This window comes from Paenibacillus sp. J22FR83 (assembly GCF_059691955.1).
The window spans coordinates 304250-323954 of the sequence record NZ_JCAUAM010000004.1; the positions used below are offsets into that span (position 1 = coordinate 304250).

Genomic DNA, 19705 nt, shown 5'->3' on the forward strand with positions numbered 1-19705 from the left:
AGGTGGAAGGCTAGTTGAGAAGCAGCACGAACAAGAAAGAAACCGCTGCTGAAACGGTATGGCGTAGTTGTTGCAGCACGTAATGTTTACTTTTTGGCTAAATGTTTAGATCTTATACCTCTACCTTGTTACTATTTATGAAAGACTATGGTTATTGGCGTAGCATGGTATTTTTGCCTTAGATATGATGAATCTGTAGAGACTACAACATTCATATCAGGAGGAAACCATGCATAATGTAAAATCCAAACTTTCAGCCGAGGAAGCCGCTAATCGATCTGCAGAGATAACTGCCGGCTCATCAACAAATGTATCAACTACCGAATTTCCTGCTCACTCAACCTCAACCGCTATGAGATTGAAAGCGAACTCTCCTTTCTTACGAAAATCAAGTAGCTGGTTCCGCAAAAACGGCCCCTTATTTCTCATGACCATCCCGGGTTTGGTTGTGCTGCTCGTATTCTCTTACTTGCCTATGCTCGGAATCATTATCGCCTTCAAAGACTATAATTTTCGCGACGGATTGCTCGGAAGCAGGTGGATCGGTTTCAAAAATTTCGAATTTCTTTTTGCTTCCGCAGACGCATGGACGATCACTTACAACACTTTATACTTAAATTTCTTGTTCATCGTAATAGGGCTCGTTATATCTGTTGGTCTTGCCTTGATTATGAACGAAGTCAAAACGCGTTGGGTGAACAGTGTCGTACAATCCGCGATCTTTTTCCCATATTTACTGTCGTGGGTTATTGTCAGCTACTTTGTATATGCCTTGCTGACTTCTTCTGGTATGGTGAATCATTTGCTGGTCGGCTTCGGAATTGATCCAGTCCAATGGTATAACAAAGCTCAATATTGGCCTGCCATTCTCGTAATCGTGTATGCGTGGAAGTTCTCAGGTTATTTCAGTGTCATCTACCTTGCAAGCATTCTTGGCATCAACAGCGAATACTTCGAAGCAGCCAAGATCGACGGGGCGAGCAAGCTGCAGCAAATTTGGTACATTACGCTTCCACTGCTTTTCCCGGTCATTATCATCATGGTGTTATTACAGTTGGGGCGCATATTCTACGCGGATTTCGGTTTGTTCTATAATGTGACGCGCGATACGGGCATGCTCTATCCGACAACTGATGTCATCGACACTTACGTTTTCCGTATGTTCCGCACTGTGGGTGATGTCGGCATGGCTTCCGCTGCGGGCTTGTACCAATCAATCGTGGGCTTCGTGCTTGTATTGTTGTCCAATATGATTGTCCGGAGGATGGATAAGGAAAAGGCGTTATTCTAGCTTAATCAGCTCAGTCGAACGACAATACAAACCTAATAACCATACAAGGAGCCCATTAGCGATGCATACATCTGTGCTAAAAACACTGACCAAAACGCTCTTCTATAGCTTTCTACTCGTCCTCACTCTCATCTGTATAATTCCGCTTGTACTTGTTATATCGATCTCATTTACAGCCGAGAAAAGTCTTGTTATGGACGGTTACCAATTATTACCAAAAGTATTTTCGGCCGATGCGTATCGTTATGTATTAAACGGTGCAACTCTGATCTCTAATGCCTATTTAGTCACAGCCATGACTACCGTTATTGGGACCATGATCGGCTTGTTTATTACCTCTTTGTTAGCATATCCGCTGTCGCGGCCTGATTTTGCATTGCGTAATAAAATTTCATTCTATGTATTTTTTACGATGCTTTTTCACGGGGGTCTTATTCCATTCTATATTCTTGTTACACAATACCTGCATCTGAAGGATTCGATCTGGGCACTGATCCTTCCTTATCTGGTGCAGCCGTTCTATGTATTGCTGATGCGCGCCTTTTTCGCGGAGATTCCTGCTTCATTGATTGAATCCGGGAAGATCGAAGGGGCTGGGGAGTTGCGCACCTACTTCCAGATCGTACTTCCGCTCTCTACACCGATTCTTGCCACGATTGGATTATTTTTGGCGCTGCACTATTGGAATGACTGGTATTTGAGTTTATTATTTATAGATAACCACAAATTACTTACTCTCCAATATCTGCTTGTTATGCTCATGTCCAGCACTGATGTCATGATGAATGCCCCTAACGGCGAGATGCAGGACATTCCTACGGAAGCATCCCGGATGGCAATGGCTGTTCTGGCGATTGGACCCATTATTTTCATCTATCTATTCTTCCAAAGATTCTTTGTTCGGGGATTGACAATCGGCGCTGTGAAAGGATAATCTCCTATGTTCAGTTTTTATTCGCGATCCATCTTCGCTAAACTGCTGCTGTATACGACCTTGGCGCTCAGCATCGTCATCATCTTATTGTCTATCATTTTGTATGCCACTTTTGAGAAGCGCTTGCTAGATTCTGTCTCCGTGTCCAGCGTCAATTACTTGAAACAGACAAGCTACAGCGCTAACTACATGAATGACAATGCTCGCAACTTCGCGCTGTCCGTATTTAATGACCCCAATTCAGTCTCCTTGATGTATAACGACCAACCGATTGGCATGTCAGCATTGCTTCTTGAAATGAACCGGATCCAGACGTTCGCGAATATGAATTCCTTTGTACATTCCGTCTATATTTATAATAAAAAGATGAACCACTTCTATTCAAATAATCAATCGCTTGTAGATACTCACTCCCAGTTTTTCGACCGGCAAATCGCGGCCATGATGGACAAGCCGAACCCGGAGCTTAGACTGAAGCCGATTCGCCGTATTATCGATAGCGAGAAGGCGTTCCCAAGAGAAGCTCAATTGTTTACTTATTTGATTTATGAGAATTATTCGGAGTCTGCCGGTGTAGACGGGGCCGTTATTGTAAACATCCGGAGCGAATATTTGCAAAATCTCATCTCTTCTTTTAATTCGAACAATGTTCTTATGAAAGGAGATACATTCATCTTTGACCAAGGTGGCGAGATGATCCTCGATTCCCGAAGCAACCCGGTATTCGGCAACGATACAGTTCTACTGATGCAGGATATCGGGAGGAAGGTCGACACGGCTGGATATTTCACAGCTGAGGTCACGGGACAGAAGTCATTGGTGACCTATGTCCGGTCCGACTTCCTTGCATGGACATTCGTTCATATTGAGCCCTACAGTGGAATTGTTAATAATGCTGAAAAAATACGCGCTGCGACTTTCCTCATCGGAATCGGAGTGCTGCTCGCAGGACTTCTCATCTCCTTCCTGATTTCCAAACAAATCTACTCCCCAATCCGCAATCTGGTCGGCAGGGTCAAGTGGCTGGTGGGAGCTCCTGCTTCCGCCAGCCAGGAGCGGTTGAGCGAGCTGGATTTTCTGAACAATGCGTTCTCCGAAGCGTTCAAAATGACGCGGACTTCGATTCAATCAAACCGCAACGATATGCTGAAAGGCTTGTTGCAAAGTTCCTCGCCGCATGATAATCAGATGGAAAAGTTATTCGTCAAATATCAGGTTCCCTTGAAACTGGACGACGGTTACATGATGATAGCGCTAAAAATTGATCATTATGCCCGGTTCAGCGGCGATTACAGTGGCAAGGATCAGGAGCTATTTCGCTATTCCATTGGCAATGTGGCTGCGGAAATGATGGCAGTGAAGTGTCCTGTCCAAATGGTGGATTTTGAAGACGGTGTCTTCGTAGCCATCGTACAGGCCGAAAGTAGAAGTGATGAAGAACTGCTGAGCTTATACCGTCCGATAATAGCGGAGATTCAAGCCTGGTGTGGACAACATCTTCGTTTGTCGTTAACAGCGGCGATCGGGGGTAAGCAGGACGAGCCAATTCATTTACCCAACAGCTATATGGAAGTTATGAACTTATTGAGCTACAGACTTGTACTTGGCCATGGTTCAATCATCGCGGGGAATTTGTTAGAGGGGCGATACGAAACGTCTTTCACCTCTTCATACCGAATTACTTCAACGGAGGAGCAACAGCTTTACGAAGAGCTGGTGAGCGGTCGGATGGAAGAGGCTATGAAGGTATTCAGAGGCATTATGGATAAGGTGGCCAAGCATTCTTACGATGTCATTATGTCGAACATTTTATATTTGCTTTATTTTACTCATAATACGATGAGCGTCATGGAAAGCAATAGTATCGATAAATATCAGATCCACTTTCACACCTACCTCGAGCAGCTTCCGCGACTGGAGACGCTAGAAGACGTGCATGCGATCTTCGAGGAAATGTTCGTACGCATTACGGATACCGTAGCATTGAGGAAAAATAAGCGCAGCTCCGTGTTGGCAGATTCCATTCAAAATTATGTCATGACCCATTATGCGGATCAAGGCTTATGTCTGGACATGATTGCACAGGAGATGACCATGTCGAAGATTTATCTGGGCAAGCTGTTTCGCGAAGCGTTCGGCCAATCAGTGGCGGATTATATCATCGACGTTCGAGTGAGCAAGGCATTGGAGCTACTGCACGAGGAGAATAAGTCGCTTAGCCAAATACTGGATGAGGTCGGCGTGGAGAACAAGAAGTATTTCTATACGTTATTCAAGAAAAAAATGGGCGTTTCCTTCAGCGATTATCGGTTGAAGCACATGAATATGGTACCAGGGGAGCCAGATGTCGAGTAAGTGAGACAATATTGACTTTTTGGCTCGCAGATTTGTTAGGAAATAGGGAGATTATTCACTTTTTATCCTTTTAGAAACTTGCAACTCTTCTATATGATCAAGTTGTCTACCGGGCTTACCGGGAAGAACAGCAAATAATAGGGAGGCAGAACAGAATGATTAAACGCAACAAATTCTTGCTTGCAATGATGCTTATCTTCACCATGATTGTAAGCGCTTGTGGGAGTGCGGACTCACCGAAGTCTACGTCAGAGTCAACCCCGACCAAAGAAGGTGATAAGAAATCGGTCGAAACGAAAGCCGATCTTCCGCCGGTTGAACTGACTTGGTATTACAGTGCCGCATTGCAGAACATGAAGGATATTCAAGCGGTTGAAGACGAGATGAACAAGATCGTCAAGGAGAAGATCAATGCGACGATCCGCCTGAAAGCGACGGATAGTGGAGCATTCGAACAGAAGATCAACACGATGAACGCCGCAGGCGAGGCGTATGATCTCATATTCACGGCTCCGTGGCTGAACAATTACTTCCAGAATGTAGCGAAGGGATCGCTGCTCCCGCTGGACGACCTGCTGGCTAAGCATGCGCCTAAATTGAAAGCTTCCGTACCTACCAAAGTATGGGAGGCAACGCGGGTGAAAGGCAAAATCTACGGCGCTATCAACTATCAGATCGTGGCGATGCCTTACGGCGTCGGGATTGATAAAAGAGCGATCGATAAGTACAAGATCGATGTGAACGCTTTGAACAAATACGAAGACTTTGAGCCTTATTTGGCAAAGTGGAGCGAACCTTTCGCGCCGCAAATCGCGGTCAAAGGCACCGGAGAAGGCTTCACCAATCAGCCTCCTTATTGGGGGATGGATAGTATTGGGGACGATCCCTCCGTCGGATGGGTCAAGCTGAACGACAGCAGTCTCAAGGTTGTCAACCAGTACGCAACGCCTGAATTCAAGCAATTCTATGAAATGAAAAGCAGATGGCAAAAAGCTGGATACTTCACCAAGGATATGCTGGATAGCGCTCAACAGACGGCGCGCAGAACGAATAATCCGGAAGCATTTACATTGTTTGGAATGGGATCGCCTATTAAGCCGGGCGGTGAAGCGGAGTCCAAGCAAAGGTACGGCGTCGACATCGTATCCAAGGCGTTCAGCAAGCCGTTGATTACGACGAACCGCGCTATAGCTACGATGACCGGTATTAGCGCTACTTCCAAAAACCCCGAAAGAGCGATGATGTTCTTGGAGCTGATTAATACGGACAAAGCGCTGTATAATTTACTCTGCAACGGAATCGAAGGTAAGCATTATAAAGTTGTGGACAAAGACAAGGGTGTCATCGAGCAAATTAAAGACAGCGGTTACAAGCCGAATACGGATTGGATGTTCGGTAATCAGTTCAACGGGTACTACATTAACGCCAGTCAGGTAGGAACTTACGAGGAAACTAAAAAGTTAAATGAAAGCGCCGATGTGTCTCCTCTGTTAGGGTTTTCGTTCAATCCCGACCCAGTCAAGACGGAACTGGCTTCTACAACTTCCGTATGGAAGCAGTATCAAGACGTATTCGCCAATGGGTTCGACGATCCTGCCAAAGTCCTGCCCGAATTCCTGGACAAGATGAACAAAGCGGGTGCGGAGAAAATTATCGCAGAGAAGCAGAAGCAGATCGATGAATGGAAAAAGACGAAGTAAGAAGTAGCAAGCAGTAAGCATTCGCGCCGATTCGACCGGTCAGTCCGCTTTACAAAACGAGCTGTAGTCCGGTCGGGTTGATGCGAGTATTATGAATACGGAGGATTCATTGGAAGCTACTTCGCGTATTGTTACAAATGTAAGCGCTTGCTTTTTTTTAATCACAATCATGTATCTGACAGTCATACTTGAATAAATATCTAATCAGTGTAAGAAAGGGGAAAAATAATGCTAAAAAGCAAATCAAAAGGTAAATTTTTTATTTTAAGTTTTTTATTACTAGTTTTTATGAGCTGTCTGGTTATTGGGGGCACATCGTTGCCAAATACTGCTCGGGCAGCCGTTCAAGCTGAACTGTTTGCTTCACCGAACGGAAGCGGAACCCAGTGCACGTTGAGCGATCCTTGCTCATTAACGAAGGCGCGTGATAAAGTTCAGAGCTTGAACGACAACATGACCGGGGATATTAGTGTGAACTTGCTGGATGGCGAATATGCTCTTCCGACTGCCTTTACATTAACCACTGCGGACTCGGGGTCTAACGGTTATTATGTCATTTACCAAGCCGCTAATGGAGCGAACCCGGTGTTTAGCGGGGGAACCCAAATTGAAAACTGGCACTTATTTGATGAGGAGAAAAATATTTATCAAGCTTCCATGCCGATCGGTACTCCGAATTTGGATTCCAGGCAGTTGTTCGTAAACGGAGAACGCGCTACTCGTGCTATGAGCGATAAGTCGCCCATTACGTGGAAGGCGAATCTGAACATCGGTTACGTTACACCGGAATCCATTGAATCCTGGTACAATACGACCGACATCGAAGTCGTCTTCCTTCGCAACTGGCAAATGTATCGTTGCACAGTCGAGAGCATCGCGGGTACATCTGTAACGATGAAGAGCAGCTGCTGGAAAAACATCAGCTCATTTGCGAACATGAAGCCCACCTGGATTGAAAATGCCTATGAATTGTTGGATGACGAAGGGGAATGGTATTTGGACAAAACAGGCGTCATAGACGGTTCGGGCTCGCGCAAGCTGTACTATAAACCGCGCGCAACTGACAATATGGCTTCAGCTGATATCATTATGCCGACGCAAGAAAAGTTGATTCAAGGTACCGGGACGTTGGATCAGCCCGTTCACCATATTCAGTTTAAGGGCATTACGTTTGAATATACGACATGGATGGGGCCAAGCACGGTAGTCGGATATGTGTCATTTCAAGGCGGCTACCGTTATGAGAATAATAAATCTACGACCGCCAAGAATCCGGCTGCTGTTTCATTTAGAGCGGCCCATTATATTCAGTTCGAGGGAAATGTGTTTCAGCATTTAGGTGCTGCGGCTATTGACTTTGACTATGGGAGCCAGAATATCGAGATCGACGGCAATCGGTTCGAGGATTTAGCCGCAGGTGCAGTTATGTTAGGCGGCATAGACCGAGAGGATCATCATCCGGAAAAGAATCCCGCCAGAGCGATGAAAAATATAAATGTGTCTAACAATTATATTGCAAGAATAGGCGTCGAATATTTCGATGTTATCGGTATTATTGCCACCTACATAGATACCTTAACGATCGAGCATAATGACATATTCGATGTGCCTTATTCAGGAATTTCCGTAGGCTGGGGCTGGGGGGCCATCGATAATGGAGAGGCTGGAGGTTTTACGACACCTACCGTTGCCCGGAATGCCCAAATTGCGTATAACCGCATTGAGAAAGCCGGACGTACACTTCATGATACCGGTGGTATTTATATACTCGGTTCCATACCGGATTCCAGCATCCACCATAATTACATCAACGGAGTTCAGGACCTTAAAGATAGTCGGGATGCTTCGATCTATCTGGATCAAGGCTCACGATGGTTCAACATTCATGACAACGTGACCAAGAAAAGCTACTGGGGACTTAAATTATGGAACTCTTCCATTAGAAACAATCAGTTAACGAATAATTATCTGGAGCCTAATCCGTTGGAAGCGAGTCCCATTTGGAATGCTGCGGCGAACACGGAATCCGGCAATGTCATTGTTACAAATGATAATTGGCCTGCTGAAGCTCAGCAGATTATGAATGAATCGGGTCTTGAAAGCGCTTATTCAAATCTGAAAACAGAAGCGCTGGGAGGTACGATTGCCGCTTTTGAACGCACATATACACGCCAGGGCGATTCCGATAGCTTCTATTTCGGACTTGCCGAGATTACTCAATTTACGATTCCCGGACAGAACTGCCAAGCGCGGATTAACAATAGTACTAACGAGCTGTTTATCTGTATGCCTGAAGGAGCGAATCTGACTCAGCTTACTCCTGAAATTGAGATTAAAGGTGTATCGATTCAGCCGGCATCTGGTACCGCGCAGAATTTCACCATGCCGGTCAGCTATGTCATTACGCATGAGGATGGTACGCAAGTAACGTGGTCGGCACGCGTGATAAAGATAGGCAGCATGACCAATGCGACGCTAGATACGAGCTTTCATCCTATAGACGATGCGTTGTCCGATCTCGGGAATTGGAAGGGGAACTTCACGTCGGTTTCAGGAGGGTTGGTCGCCAACAAAGGAGGACAGACGACGTACGAAGGCGCCAAGTTCGGCAATGAATTGTTGGAATTTAATATGAATTTGACTTTAGGAGGCTGGAACGGAATATCGTTGCGATCGCAGCATCCCGGCCTTTCCATTTTGGATGGAGATACGGCTTATCATATTACGTTCGGTTCAGGTGTATGGGAGTTGCAGAAGTGGGTGGACGGGCACAGGGAAATGTTGATCGGAACGATTACAGGATTCCCGGCCCGTTGGGGAATATTGCCGAACACGCAGTATAAGAGCGGGCAATCCCAACGCATTCAGGTTGGAGCGATTCATGTATCGAACGGCGTCCGATTGGTGATGTATGTAGACGGGGAGAAAGTATTCGATGTCGTCGATACGGTGAATCCAATTGTAGAGGACGGGTATATTAGTTTCTATCCCATGGGGAATTCAATGACGTTAACTTCTGTTTACCCAACGGGTTCTGCCAATGTAGCTTTGAATCGCTCTACAATGTATGCTTATAAACCGGATATGAAGACACCGCTTACCGTTCATGCTGGCGCCCCATTATCTGCCGGGGTGAACGGATCGCGCGTCGGCACGTTTGCTCAAGCGTCAGGTAGTTATCCGTGGGCTTATGTGGTGGATCTGGGGCAAGTGATTCAGGTGGACAAATTTATTGCTACATTCAATAACAATAACTACGCTACCGAATATGATCTCATGGGTTCAATGACCAATAATAACGATTGGTTCACGATAAAAAGTAAAACGAATGGAACAGGAGGCAAACCGCAGCCGTACATTTTGCCAACGCCGCAGCTTATGCGATATGCTGCGATTCGTGCGATCAAACCTGATAGAGCTGAACAAACAGGCGGTCAGATGGGCGTAGCTGAATTTGAAGTGTACGGGGTGCCACGGGTAACCAGCATAGCTATTGTAGATTCCGGAGGAGAAGAAGTTAACGGGATTACATTGGGGATTGGCGAAATACAATCGTTAAGTGCCAATGTATACAGCGATCAGACGATTAAGTGGGCAAGCCAGAACAGCTCGACTGCCTATGTCAATGCAACCGGACAAATCACGGCGATAAGTGCGGGCACGACGACAATTACGGCCATGTCGCTGGACGGCAGCGTCAGCGCTTCCATCACGGTGACCGTTGCCCCGCATGAAAGCGGCAATCTAGCACTGTTCAAATCGTCCAAAGCATGGAAAAATGACGGAAGCAAGGAACTGGGCCTTCAATCCGCATTGAAATTATCTTCAGGTGTTGATAATAATGTGGACACTTATGTGCAAGCAACCGGCGACTATGCCTGGACGTACAGGGTAGATTTAGGGCAGAACGTCTCGCTGGGACGTTTAGCCATTACATTCCCTGAATACATTTACGCAACGGATTACCGCTGGCTGCTCTGGCAGGATGGCGACAATTGGGGCGACGCGGAGGTCATCAATCCTCAAGCCATCGGAGCCGCCAGTGTCACTCAAGCGGTCTATTTCCAGACGGAGAAAATAGCGCGATATGTGGCGATCAAAGCGATTAAACCGAGTACGCCAGGGGAAACGGGCGGTCAGATGGGCGTAGCCGAGCTTCAAGTATTCGGTTATGTGCCGCCGATTAACACGATTACGCTTAATCGCGAGCTGCTGATCCTCGATATGGGACAGCAAGAAACGATCATTGCAGAGGTTGCGCCGGCGGATGCGGAAGATAAAACGCTGCTTTGGAGCTCCAGCGATAATTCCGTAGCAACAGTTGACGCACTCGGAAAGATTACGGCTGTCAGTACGGGCTGGACGGACATTTATGCGAAATCGCCAAACCAGTTAGTCAGCGCTAAGGTGAGGGTGAAGGTGAATCCGCCAGCGGATGGCAATATTGCGCTCAAGCGTCCAACCAGGGCAGAGCGGGCAACTTCTAACGTTTCACTTAACTTCCATGTGGCGGCGCCTGGGTCGAACGGAGTAGACGGCAAACTAACTCAATTCGCGCAAGCTTCAGGCAGTTATGCATGGAAGTACATCGTGGATTTGGGTCAGAATTATCTCGTCGATAAGATGACGGTTATCTTTGGATGGAACGCTTATGCGACCGAATTTGAGTTGTTAGGCTCATCTGACGGGACTACCTGGAATGTGCTGAAGTCTTACACGAATGGTGCAGGAAGTGTAAAATATACTCATACCATGGCGCCGCAATCGATGAAGTATGCCGCAGTTCGGGCTCTGAAGCCCGATGGGCAAACTCAAACAGGCGGTCAAATGGGAGTCCTTGAATTTGAAGTGTTTGGTACGCCGGCCGTAGAGCCTGCGTCCGGCATAACGCTGAATCAGACCGTAGTCAACATGGATACGCAAGTGCATTCGACAGAAACTTTAATAGCAAGTGTTCAGCCTGTTAACGCAACGAATAAATCGGTAACCTGGTCATCGAGTGAAACGGGCATCGTAACTGTTGACGCAAACGGACATCTGACTGCACGTGCACCGGGAGAGGCAACCGTTACAGCTGTAACGGTCGATGGGAATTATAGTGCCAGCGCCTTGGTAATCGTCAAGACTCCTTCAACAGCAATATTGTCCGGTACCTCGCAGGTATTGCAAAATCATTCATTCCAACTGACCTACGGCTTGGGCAATGTGACGGGCAGTGTATATAGCAGTGTTTACGCTCAGGAATTTACTTTAGTTTACGATCCAAGTCAACTGGAATTCGTGTCAGCAATTCCGTTAAAAGCCGGTATCGCCATTGCCCTAACCGATACGAGCGTGAGTGGTCAGGTTCGAATTGTAGCCATATCACAAGGTGCCACCAACGCGATTACTGCGAACAGCGATATTCTCACTTTGAATTGGCTGGCGAAACAGACTGTTGAAACGGTGTCCTCCTCGATTGTGTTACAACAGGTTATTGTGGCTAATGGTTACGGACAGGAGATGCCTTTGGAAGCAAGCACTTACACAGTGCAGATCGTTGTCGTAAACAAGGCTGCATTGCTGGGGCTGATTGAAAGCTCGCAAGCCGCGCATGACGCAGCGGTAGAGGGCGAAGGACTTGGCCAGTATCCTTCTGGCAGCAAGGATGATCTCCTGGCTTTCATAAACATAGCCATCCTAGTTGCAAGTAATGCAGATGCCTTGCAGCCGGAAGTGGATCAGGCGGCTGATCTGCTGCAGATTGCGCTAAACGCATTTCAGAATTCCGTCATAACGGTGCTTGAGGGTGATCTCAATGGAGATGGTCAATTCCGAATCGGCGATGCTGGCATTATGGCTGCCAGTTACGGAAAATCTTCACAGGATGCGGTTTGGGATTCGGTCAAACGGGCGGATTTAAATAAGGACGGCGTGATCGACATCCTTGACTTCGTCATTCTGGTGACGAAATTGTAATCAAATCGCCGGGGGAATATCAATAAGCGAAAAGGAGACCGTCAGGATTCGATCCTGGCGGTTTTTCATTAGCAATCATGTAAACATTTCAGGCATATGTTCAGATTTTGTACACTCGGTTTCACTACTATTTATGAAAGTTGTTCATTATTGGCGTAGCCCTGTCATTAGCGTTTATTTATGATGACCTTAAGGAATGCATCCATCTCCGAAGCGGGAAATTATTCCTGACAATCCGGATTATCAATCACTCAATGAGGAGGAGATCCAACAAGATGTACCAACCATTTCCATCCAAGCAAACCGCATCAACTTATTCATATGAGCGTCTGACACTAGAAGTATCGCTCAAGCCTTTTACCTCGGTAGAGGAGTCCGCTATCCGCGAAGTATGCGCGGTACTGTGCGAAAACTGGAGAGCGCTTGCAAAGAAAGCAGGAATCATTGCCTTTCAGTTGTTTATCGGCGATGGCGATGAAGTGTTCAACTGGAAGGGAGAGCTCGGGGATACGATCAACTGGTGCAATTCAACAGGCTGCAGCAATATGCCTCATGGCTACAATTTCATCCATCCGCAATCCGAAGAATTCATCCGGGAAGATCTCCCGATCTGGACATACCGAGACCTGCTGCTGCTTATTCGCTGTCTGAAGGAGTCCGTGCGCGATCTTCTGCACAAGGAGGCGATCGTTGGCACGATAATCGATGCGGGAGTGGAGTTCGTAGAGAGCGACTTCAAATTCAAGTTTCACCCTGAAATGATGAAGAATGGCAAGGACTTGGGACTTAGCGATATTTTTGGCGCATTCGTCGATGTAACCGCTCAATTGCAGCAGGATTCAGCGGCATATGCAACCTTTCCGGATGGAATTCCAGCTGCAGGCGTCAGCTTCGGAGAGTTTCTAGGAAAGCAGTACCGATCCTTAAGTGAGGCTGTCGGCTTCGATTATGTATGGTTTTCCAACGGGCTAGGCTTCGGATATACGCCTTGGGAGTCTAGAGGGGAAGTGTTTGACGGAGCTTTTTTCCATGTTGACAAATTTAAGTTAACTAATGAAGGAATCATCCAATTCTGGAAAGATTTCCACCTTCATTCCGGCGGAATGCCCATCGGCATCCGTGGATCGAATGCGTCGATCGGCTTCGATCTGGCGGTATTTGGCGTCTCGATAAAAGATGTGTACGGTTCGGCCAATATCATGATGCCTCCTCCAAATCCCCCTTGGGGTTCGATTAACCCTGGCATGGAATTCATGGTTTATATGTCGAGAATGGCGACGAATCCTGATAAGGGATATCCGTTTAGGTTTTACTACAATGATACTTGGTTTCATTCCGACCCTTGGTTCGGTTATTACGGTGCTGAGGGCTTCGATATTCTGATGCCGTTCAAAATAACGAGAATTGGTGCAGACGGGAACGTGCAGCACCCCTCGGCAATCCAATTGTTTTCGATCGATGACGATCGGGGAGGGATGGATGAGGGACAAGTGTATGAAGTCACAGGCAACTTCTATAGGGCGTTCCGGTCGTTGCCGGACGAACCGGGTGTTGTTACTTGGGTGTATCCGTTCGAAGAGATGGACAGGTCGGCCAAGGAGCAGCCAAAGCTGCTCCCGGAGATTTATTTTCACGATGCCTATGTGCGGGATATTCTTAATCAGAGCTTTCCGATGAATACGGTGATCTCCTCGTCCAGTTTCCTAGAGGTAATGGGTAGTGATGGAAGAAGTGATTCGCTCGATGCTACGATTCTGTTCCTTGCTGCGCCGAAGGCCGGAACTGCGTACTCAGAGGCAGTCATCAAGTACATAGAGTCCGGTCGACGCGTAATCCTTTACGGACCTCTGTTCGATTGCGATCAGCGGGTATTGGATATGCTGAACGTTCGTCTGGAGACGCCGATTTCAGGAGAATTGCAATTGAAGGTTGATGGTACCGATCATACTTACGAGGGGGAGTGGCCAGAGTACTTCCATCATCTTGCTGTCACATCCGGAGGCGGTATCCGGGAAGTGATGGCGGGCGGGGGTATTGCGGCAGGGTCGAAAGCCATCTTCACCGTTACGGACGGGTCGCAAGAAAGAGCTTATGCAGTCGTATCTAGTGCAAGCAACCGGGCCTTGGCTTGGATTCGCGGAAGCGCGGGGCTAATCCGCAATACGTTCCATACCGATTTTCCGGAAGCGAAGCTGATTCATTCGGTACTTGCGCACTTTGGTTATAGCATACGGGGAGGTTACGCTTTGCCGGGAAGTCGAACGGTCGTTAGTCTGATATCACGCCGCAACGGAGCCTACTATGTAACCGGCCACAAGCCAGATGATACCACCTATGCCCATTACGAGTTCCCGGAGGGGGCTCCGCTTTTTATCAATTCGCAGGCGTTGGTTGAGGGCACTACGGCGACCTATGCGCTGAGCAAGACGTTCGAATATGAAGTCCGCTGCTTTGTGAAGCAACAAGGGAAAGCTGTCATAACGTGCAAAGAGGCTCAGATTACGAGCTACAAATATCGCAGAGCCATCGAAGTGTACAATCTGAACGAAGCTACGCTTTACTTTTTATCGCCAAGGGATGTTCCAGATTTGACCGAACGAATTGTCTTTCGCGATCTGAACAGTCCGAACCACTGGGGATGGAAGTTTGACGGGACTGGCTATCGCGTTGAAGGTGTAACGGGAGATATTGAAATTCGGTGGTAGTGCAAGAGCATCCACATTGATGGAATCATATACAATACGAGGAGAGAAAACATGACTAGACTGTATCCCAGAGCAAAAGCAAGAGTAAGGGTATCCACTGTAGGACACAAAATGTATTGGCCGCAAATTCGCAAGGTTGCCAAGGTGCTCGGTATTCAGCACGAGTCGGTGTAAGAACTATGATGCTGAGGAGGCAAATCGGCGAATCCATTGTGCTGTCTGGTGACGAGGCTCAAGCCCTGCGATACAGAGCTATTGCGCCCGGAACATTCATGCTGCGTGGCGGAATCGGAAAGAGAGGAGTAAATCTAGATGAAGGCTCCGAAAGAGTACCCGAATTTCGCTTCGTTGAAGGCGTGGATTACGTGGTAGATTATGAGCGAGGTACGATACAAAGAACGGCATGCAGCTTAATTCCCGATTGGAGAGGGCATCCCTTGCATGGGGTGCTCCGCTTCGATCATCGGGAATATACCAGCTTGGGAAATTCGGACTATACGGTATATGTGGATTATGTTTACAGTGAGGGGGGGGAGACCGGGAAAGTAGGGGGTACCTTCCCTCATAAGCCATTTCGAATGAGCCGTCTAGCTCAGAAAATGGCAAACGGCGAGCCTATCCGGTACGTGGTCTTCGGCGACAGCATAAGCAGGGGAGCTGAAGCTAGCAGTATTTCTTGCATGTTTTTTCACATTTTGGTCCGAAGATTGATGTCGCGATATCCAGGGGCAAGCTTTCAAGTTGTGGAGAAGGGTATAGGCGGTCAGACGAGCGAGCACGGCTTGGAGCGTGTACAGCGGGATGTGCTTGAAGAAGCGCCGGACCTGGTGACAATTGGCTTTGGCATGAATGATCAGAATTGGACTGAGCTTGGCGTCAACGCAGTTACGACGGTGGAATATGCGAATAACCTTCGCGTCATGATCGAGCATATCCAAAAGTATACTGCGGCAGACATCGTCTTGCTGACACCTTGCTTGCCGAATCCTTCTTGGATTCATGCAAGCCCCAACGTTTCCGAATACGCCGATAAGCTACTGGAGCTCGGCCAACAATACGGAGTATCCGTAGCCGATCTGCAATCCCTATGGCTGGCAGAGCTTGAAGCGGGTAAGAAACAGGAAAGCTTGCTTCTGAACAATGTGAACCATCCCAATGATTATGGTCATTCCCTATATGCACAAGCATTGGAGGATACAATCGTGCAAGGAATAAGTCTTGCAGCGTCAAGCTGACGAACTTTATTACAGAATTAATTGGAATTGTTGCAGAATAGCTTAGACGTTTTGTTTTAGAATTACCAAGATAGAGTTTTTATGCAATTTAATGTAAAATATACAAAAAGAAGCAGACATCTGATGAATTCTCAGTTGTCTGCTTCTTTTTTATGAAGGGTAGTAGTAATCCATGATGAATAAACATTGGACGACAGTGGGAAGGAAGTTGTTGTTGCGCGGTTTGGTTTAGAGCATGGCGGCGAAGAGCGGACGCAGAGGACGCATCGGGAGCGTATTGACGAGAAAACAGTGGGAGTCGCTGGTTCTACAAGCGTTCAAGTTCAATAGAAAAACAGGAGGAATTGTCCCATTTCAGATTGCCTGTGCAGATGAGATCAGCCGTTTTCAGCTCCCGAATAGTTACACTCTTTTCAATGCTTCAATAATTACTTCAACTTTTTCAAAACACGCAGTTAATTTTAACCATTTTACCCGATCTGAACAAAAGTGGCAGTTTTAACGACATGTTTTACAGTTAAATAGAATATTAGAGGAGATTCCTCCGAAATAGATGGATATTTTCCAGTAAATACTAATTTCATAAGCGAAGCCCCCTAGAAGCCACACCAACACCGTTTAGATTTAATTACAATAAGTCGAAACAATCAATCACCAAATGAGTCAAATAATGGAAGGGTTTAAGCTCGCTTCATGGAATCTGTTTATCGAAGGAGGTAAAAATGGCCTATTTCCGTTTGATTGTTTTGGTATTGTTCGTTGAAGTTACGATAACAATGGCAGTCAGTTTCGGTATTTACTTTGGATTTTCGATCTATCCGTATACGCTGACAACGTTAACTCCATCAGGGGCTGCTGTTCAGTCAGCTGGTTTTAACGCAACGATTCCTTTGTATATGCCTTCACTTGTTGATTTGAAAGTTCCATATTCGCTGCTAAGGGGAGCTACTCCAGCTTGGGGAGTAGCAGCATTCCTAGTCTCTGCAGTCTTAATGGGCATACAAAGTTTTATTCGAGGTATGTACCTAGGCGGTCTGAAAGGATGGGTGTTGAACCAGGAGAAAGTCCCACTATTCGCAAATGGGCGCAAATATTTCGGCGATATGATCGCATGGACGATTTTTCAATTCGTAACTGGCGCGGCGATGATCTTCTTCGCAGCTGCTTTTTTTCCAATTGGCATCATCTTGATCATTGTTTTAATGTGTTATTCACTCACGCCATATTTAATCGTTCTCGAAAATATCAGCTTCAGTACTGCTTTGGCGAAGGCTACGGGCACGTTTAGGCGAAATTTTGGTGCCATGCTGCCACTCGCGTTGCTTGCGATGATTTGCACGCTACTTGTGAGTTTGTTCCGTTCACTAACACCACCGTGGGGATACGCAGTACCGTTGCTTGCATACGCATGTGTGGGAACTTTGTTGATCGGCAAGCTTATGCAAATACTAGCAGAGAAGCTTAGGATTACCCCTGAGCAGCAGCGTACAATTCAGCCCAAAGATGAAATTCGAACTCATGGCATGGTCAACGCTTTGATTGTGCTGCTAATTCCAGCGTTACTCTTCACAGGAATATGTACTGCTTCTGGAAAGCACTTAAAGATGTTCGACTTCGGTATTAAAAAACAGATCGAAGGTATTTCGTATCTGACAAGTTTCTCCGATGTGTACTATGCGTCTAAGACGAGGTATACAGCGTATTTGTGGCAATCAGCCGACTACAGGATTGCAATGAAGATTCCAGATTTAACCGGCGATCGAAAGCCAGAAGAATTGCGAGGCATAGCAGAGATCACGTGGCAGTTGGATGAGAATATTCGTACAGCACAAGGGAACTCAACTCAAATCGACGTGAAGCCAATCATGCACAAGAGCCAGTTGATGTATCGGCTAGTCAAAGAGACCACTATGGATGGCCATGTTTATTATTCTAGTTTGAGAGGCTCATCTTCGATTCTGCCAGGTGACGTGGAGCCGCGTGAGCCATTATCCGTACAAATCATGGTCAGTGGAGATGGCAGTCAAATATTTGTTATACAATACCCAACACGCTTCGATATTTCGCCTGTATTCCGGATTTCGGATGACGGGAAATATGTGATCACAGGAACCAGTCCAGTGAATCCAATGGATTTCCACACCTATTGGTTCACTGCAGATCAACGTACCGATCACATGTTCAACATACTGGCTGCCAAAAATCAATTGAATGACACTGCAATGTTTAACCGAGCTTACTTTGCACTTGCTGCTGCTATGCAGGAGGGAGATGGACGTACGGTCGTAAATCTGCTTGAGACGATGCGGAAGTCCGGCGTAGATGTGAAAGCACCTGAATGGGATATCCAAACGTGGACGGATAACCTACATCGTCGATATCAAGATGCAAGCTTGCCTAATTTCCTAGAGCTGCTGTCAAAAGCAGGCATGCAAGGGGGATATGAAGTCACAGAGACATTTGATAACAAGGAGGAGAAGGTCGGTGCTTACCATCTAGAGGTAGTGTTCCCTGATGGCGTTATACCGATAACGTTCAAGGAATCTAAGGTAGATGGCAAGCTGTTGTCTATCCATGTCATGGAGTAGAAGATAATTGGATACGAGAGTGCCTCTAAAGCCAAGTATGTGGCGGGGACACTCTTTTTCCATTTTAAAAAAAGCAGTAAAACAATAACAAAACGATAAATTATTATTGTAAATTCAAATCAATAATTATGAAAGAGGTGCTTTTGGTGAAACAAGGATCAACATTATTCTCGAAAATCCAGTTATACTTATTGGCCTCCCTGTACTTGCATTGTGCATATTCGTGGTGCCGGAGTTTGGAAGATATGCCGTAGAGTTATATCCAGGTAAGACTTATCTGCAATATCTCTTTTACCTTGATATCTATGCAACGGCGATACCCTTTTACTTTGCCTTCTATCAGGCTTTCAAGCTGTTAAGTTATATCGATAAGAACGTTGCCTTCTCCGAATTATCTGTAAAAGCATTGAAAAATATCAAATACTGTGCAAACACAATCAGTATCTTATATGTGCTAGTCTTGCCGCTCTTTTATCTCATTGCGGAGAGAGACGACGCTCCTGGACTCATCGTTATTGGATTGAGCTTTATATTTGCTTCCAGTGTAATTACTGTTTTCGCCGTTCTTCAAAGGCTTTTGCAAGAAGCGATCGATATCAAATCAGAAAATGACTTCATCGTCTGAGGTGAATGAAATGGCGATAATAATCAATATTGATGTGATGCTGGCCAAAAGGAAACTGCTTTGTGTACTAGCCGCTACCATTTTCTCCATTACAGAAAGTGGCACAGATGCGAAAAAAGAATATTTCAGATTATATAAACTTTGCTTTACTTGTGCTAGCATTTATAATTGATAGCGTGGCCTTATCAGCCATCGCGTTCAGACTTTCCTCTTATGGGATTACGCCTAACCGAATTGCTGTTCTAGGAGTCAATATATTGATTTGGGCTGCTTTTGTTGCATTTACGTTTCTTTTCATTTTCAAATAATATAGT

10 protein-coding genes and 2 pseudogenes are annotated in these 19705 nt (G+C 46.3%); all 12 read left to right on the top strand.

All coding sequences use genetic code 11. The features are described 5' to 3' along the window. Window positions 1-352 precede the first annotated feature (352 nt). A complete protein-coding gene (locus AC58PV_RS09860; protein ID WP_497432167.1) occupies window positions 353-1291 on the top strand; it encodes an ABC transporter permease in 939 nt (312 codons plus the stop codon). Between the two features lie 61 nt (window positions 1292-1352). Further along, the gene (locus AC58PV_RS09865) at window positions 1353-2225 is read left to right on the top strand and encodes a carbohydrate ABC transporter permease (RefSeq protein WP_497432078.1); all 873 of its coding nucleotides are present in this window, start codon (window positions 1353-1355) and stop codon (window positions 2223-2225) included. Window positions 2226-2231: 6 nt separating this feature from the next. Then, a complete protein-coding gene (locus AC58PV_RS09870) occupies window positions 2232-4580 on the top strand; it encodes a helix-turn-helix domain-containing protein (protein WP_497432079.1) in 2349 nt (782 codons plus the stop codon). A 155-nt stretch (window positions 4581-4735) separates the two neighbouring features. Next, window positions 4736-6280, top strand: a complete 1545-nt coding sequence (locus tag AC58PV_RS09875) for an ABC transporter substrate-binding protein (RefSeq protein WP_497432080.1) — start codon at window positions 4736-4738, stop codon at window positions 6278-6280. 318 nt (window positions 6281-6598) lie between these two features. Beyond that, window positions 6599-12238, top strand: coding sequence for an Ig-like domain-containing protein (locus tag AC58PV_RS09880; protein ID WP_497432081.1), 5640 nt, complete (start codon window positions 6599-6601; stop codon window positions 12236-12238). A 275-nt stretch (window positions 12239-12513) separates the two neighbouring features. Next, a complete protein-coding gene (locus AC58PV_RS09885) occupies window positions 12514-14943 on the top strand; it encodes a hypothetical protein (RefSeq protein WP_497432082.1) in 2430 nt (809 codons plus the stop codon). A 51-nt stretch (window positions 14944-14994) separates the two neighbouring features. Further along, window positions 14995-15117, top strand: coding sequence for a hypothetical protein (locus tag AC58PV_RS09890; protein WP_497432083.1), 123 nt, complete (start codon window positions 14995-14997; stop codon window positions 15115-15117). A gap of 5 nt (window positions 15118-15122) precedes the next feature. Beyond that, window positions 15123-16178 (top strand): SGNH/GDSL hydrolase family protein, encoded by a 1056-nt coding sequence (locus tag AC58PV_RS09895; RefSeq protein WP_497432084.1) that lies wholly within the window; start codon window positions 15123-15125, stop codon window positions 16176-16178. A 186-nt stretch (window positions 16179-16364) separates the two neighbouring features. Then, window positions 16365-16508 carry a hypothetical protein gene (locus AC58PV_RS09900; protein ID WP_497432085.1) on the top strand — a complete coding sequence of 48 codons (144 nt, stop codon included), beginning with the start codon at window positions 16365-16367 and terminating at the stop codon, window positions 16506-16508. Window positions 16509-16900: 392 nt separating this feature from the next. Beyond that, window positions 16901-18766, top strand: a complete 1866-nt coding sequence (locus tag AC58PV_RS09905; RefSeq protein ID WP_497432086.1) for a hypothetical protein — start codon at window positions 16901-16903, stop codon at window positions 18764-18766. A 146-nt stretch (window positions 18767-18912) separates the two neighbouring features. After that, window positions 18913-19391: pseudogene (locus tag AC58PV_RS09910) on the top strand (DUF2975 domain-containing protein). Between the two features lie 55 nt (window positions 19392-19446). Next, a pseudogene (locus tag AC58PV_RS09915) lies at window positions 19447-19690 on the top strand (DUF4153 domain-containing protein); the annotation flags it as partial. Window positions 19691-19705: the final 15 nt, after the last annotated feature.

Bases quoted from the DNA above. Each gene is read 5' to 3' on its own strand.
- AC58PV_RS09860 (WP_497432167.1), top strand. From the start codon at position 353: ATGAGATTGAAAGCGAACTCTCCTTTCTTACGAAAATCAAGTAGCTGG.
- AC58PV_RS09865 (WP_497432078.1), top strand. From the start codon at position 1,353: ATGCATACATCTGTGCTAAAAACACTGACCAAAACGCTCTTCTATAGC.
- AC58PV_RS09870 (WP_497432079.1), top strand. From the start codon at position 2,232: ATGTTCAGTTTTTATTCGCGATCCATCTTCGCTAAACTGCTGCTGTAT.
- AC58PV_RS09875 (WP_497432080.1), top strand. From the start codon at position 4,736: ATGATTAAACGCAACAAATTCTTGCTTGCAATGATGCTTATCTTCACC.
- AC58PV_RS09885 (WP_497432082.1), top strand. From the start codon at position 12,514: ATGTACCAACCATTTCCATCCAAGCAAACCGCATCAACTTATTCATAT.
- AC58PV_RS09890 (WP_497432083.1), top strand. From the start codon at position 14,995: ATGACTAGACTGTATCCCAGAGCAAAAGCAAGAGTAAGGGTATCCACT.
- AC58PV_RS09895 (WP_497432084.1), top strand. From the start codon at position 15,123: ATGATGCTGAGGAGGCAAATCGGCGAATCCATTGTGCTGTCTGGTGAC.
- AC58PV_RS09905 (WP_497432086.1), top strand. From the start codon at position 16,901: ATGGCCTATTTCCGTTTGATTGTTTTGGTATTGTTCGTTGAAGTTACG.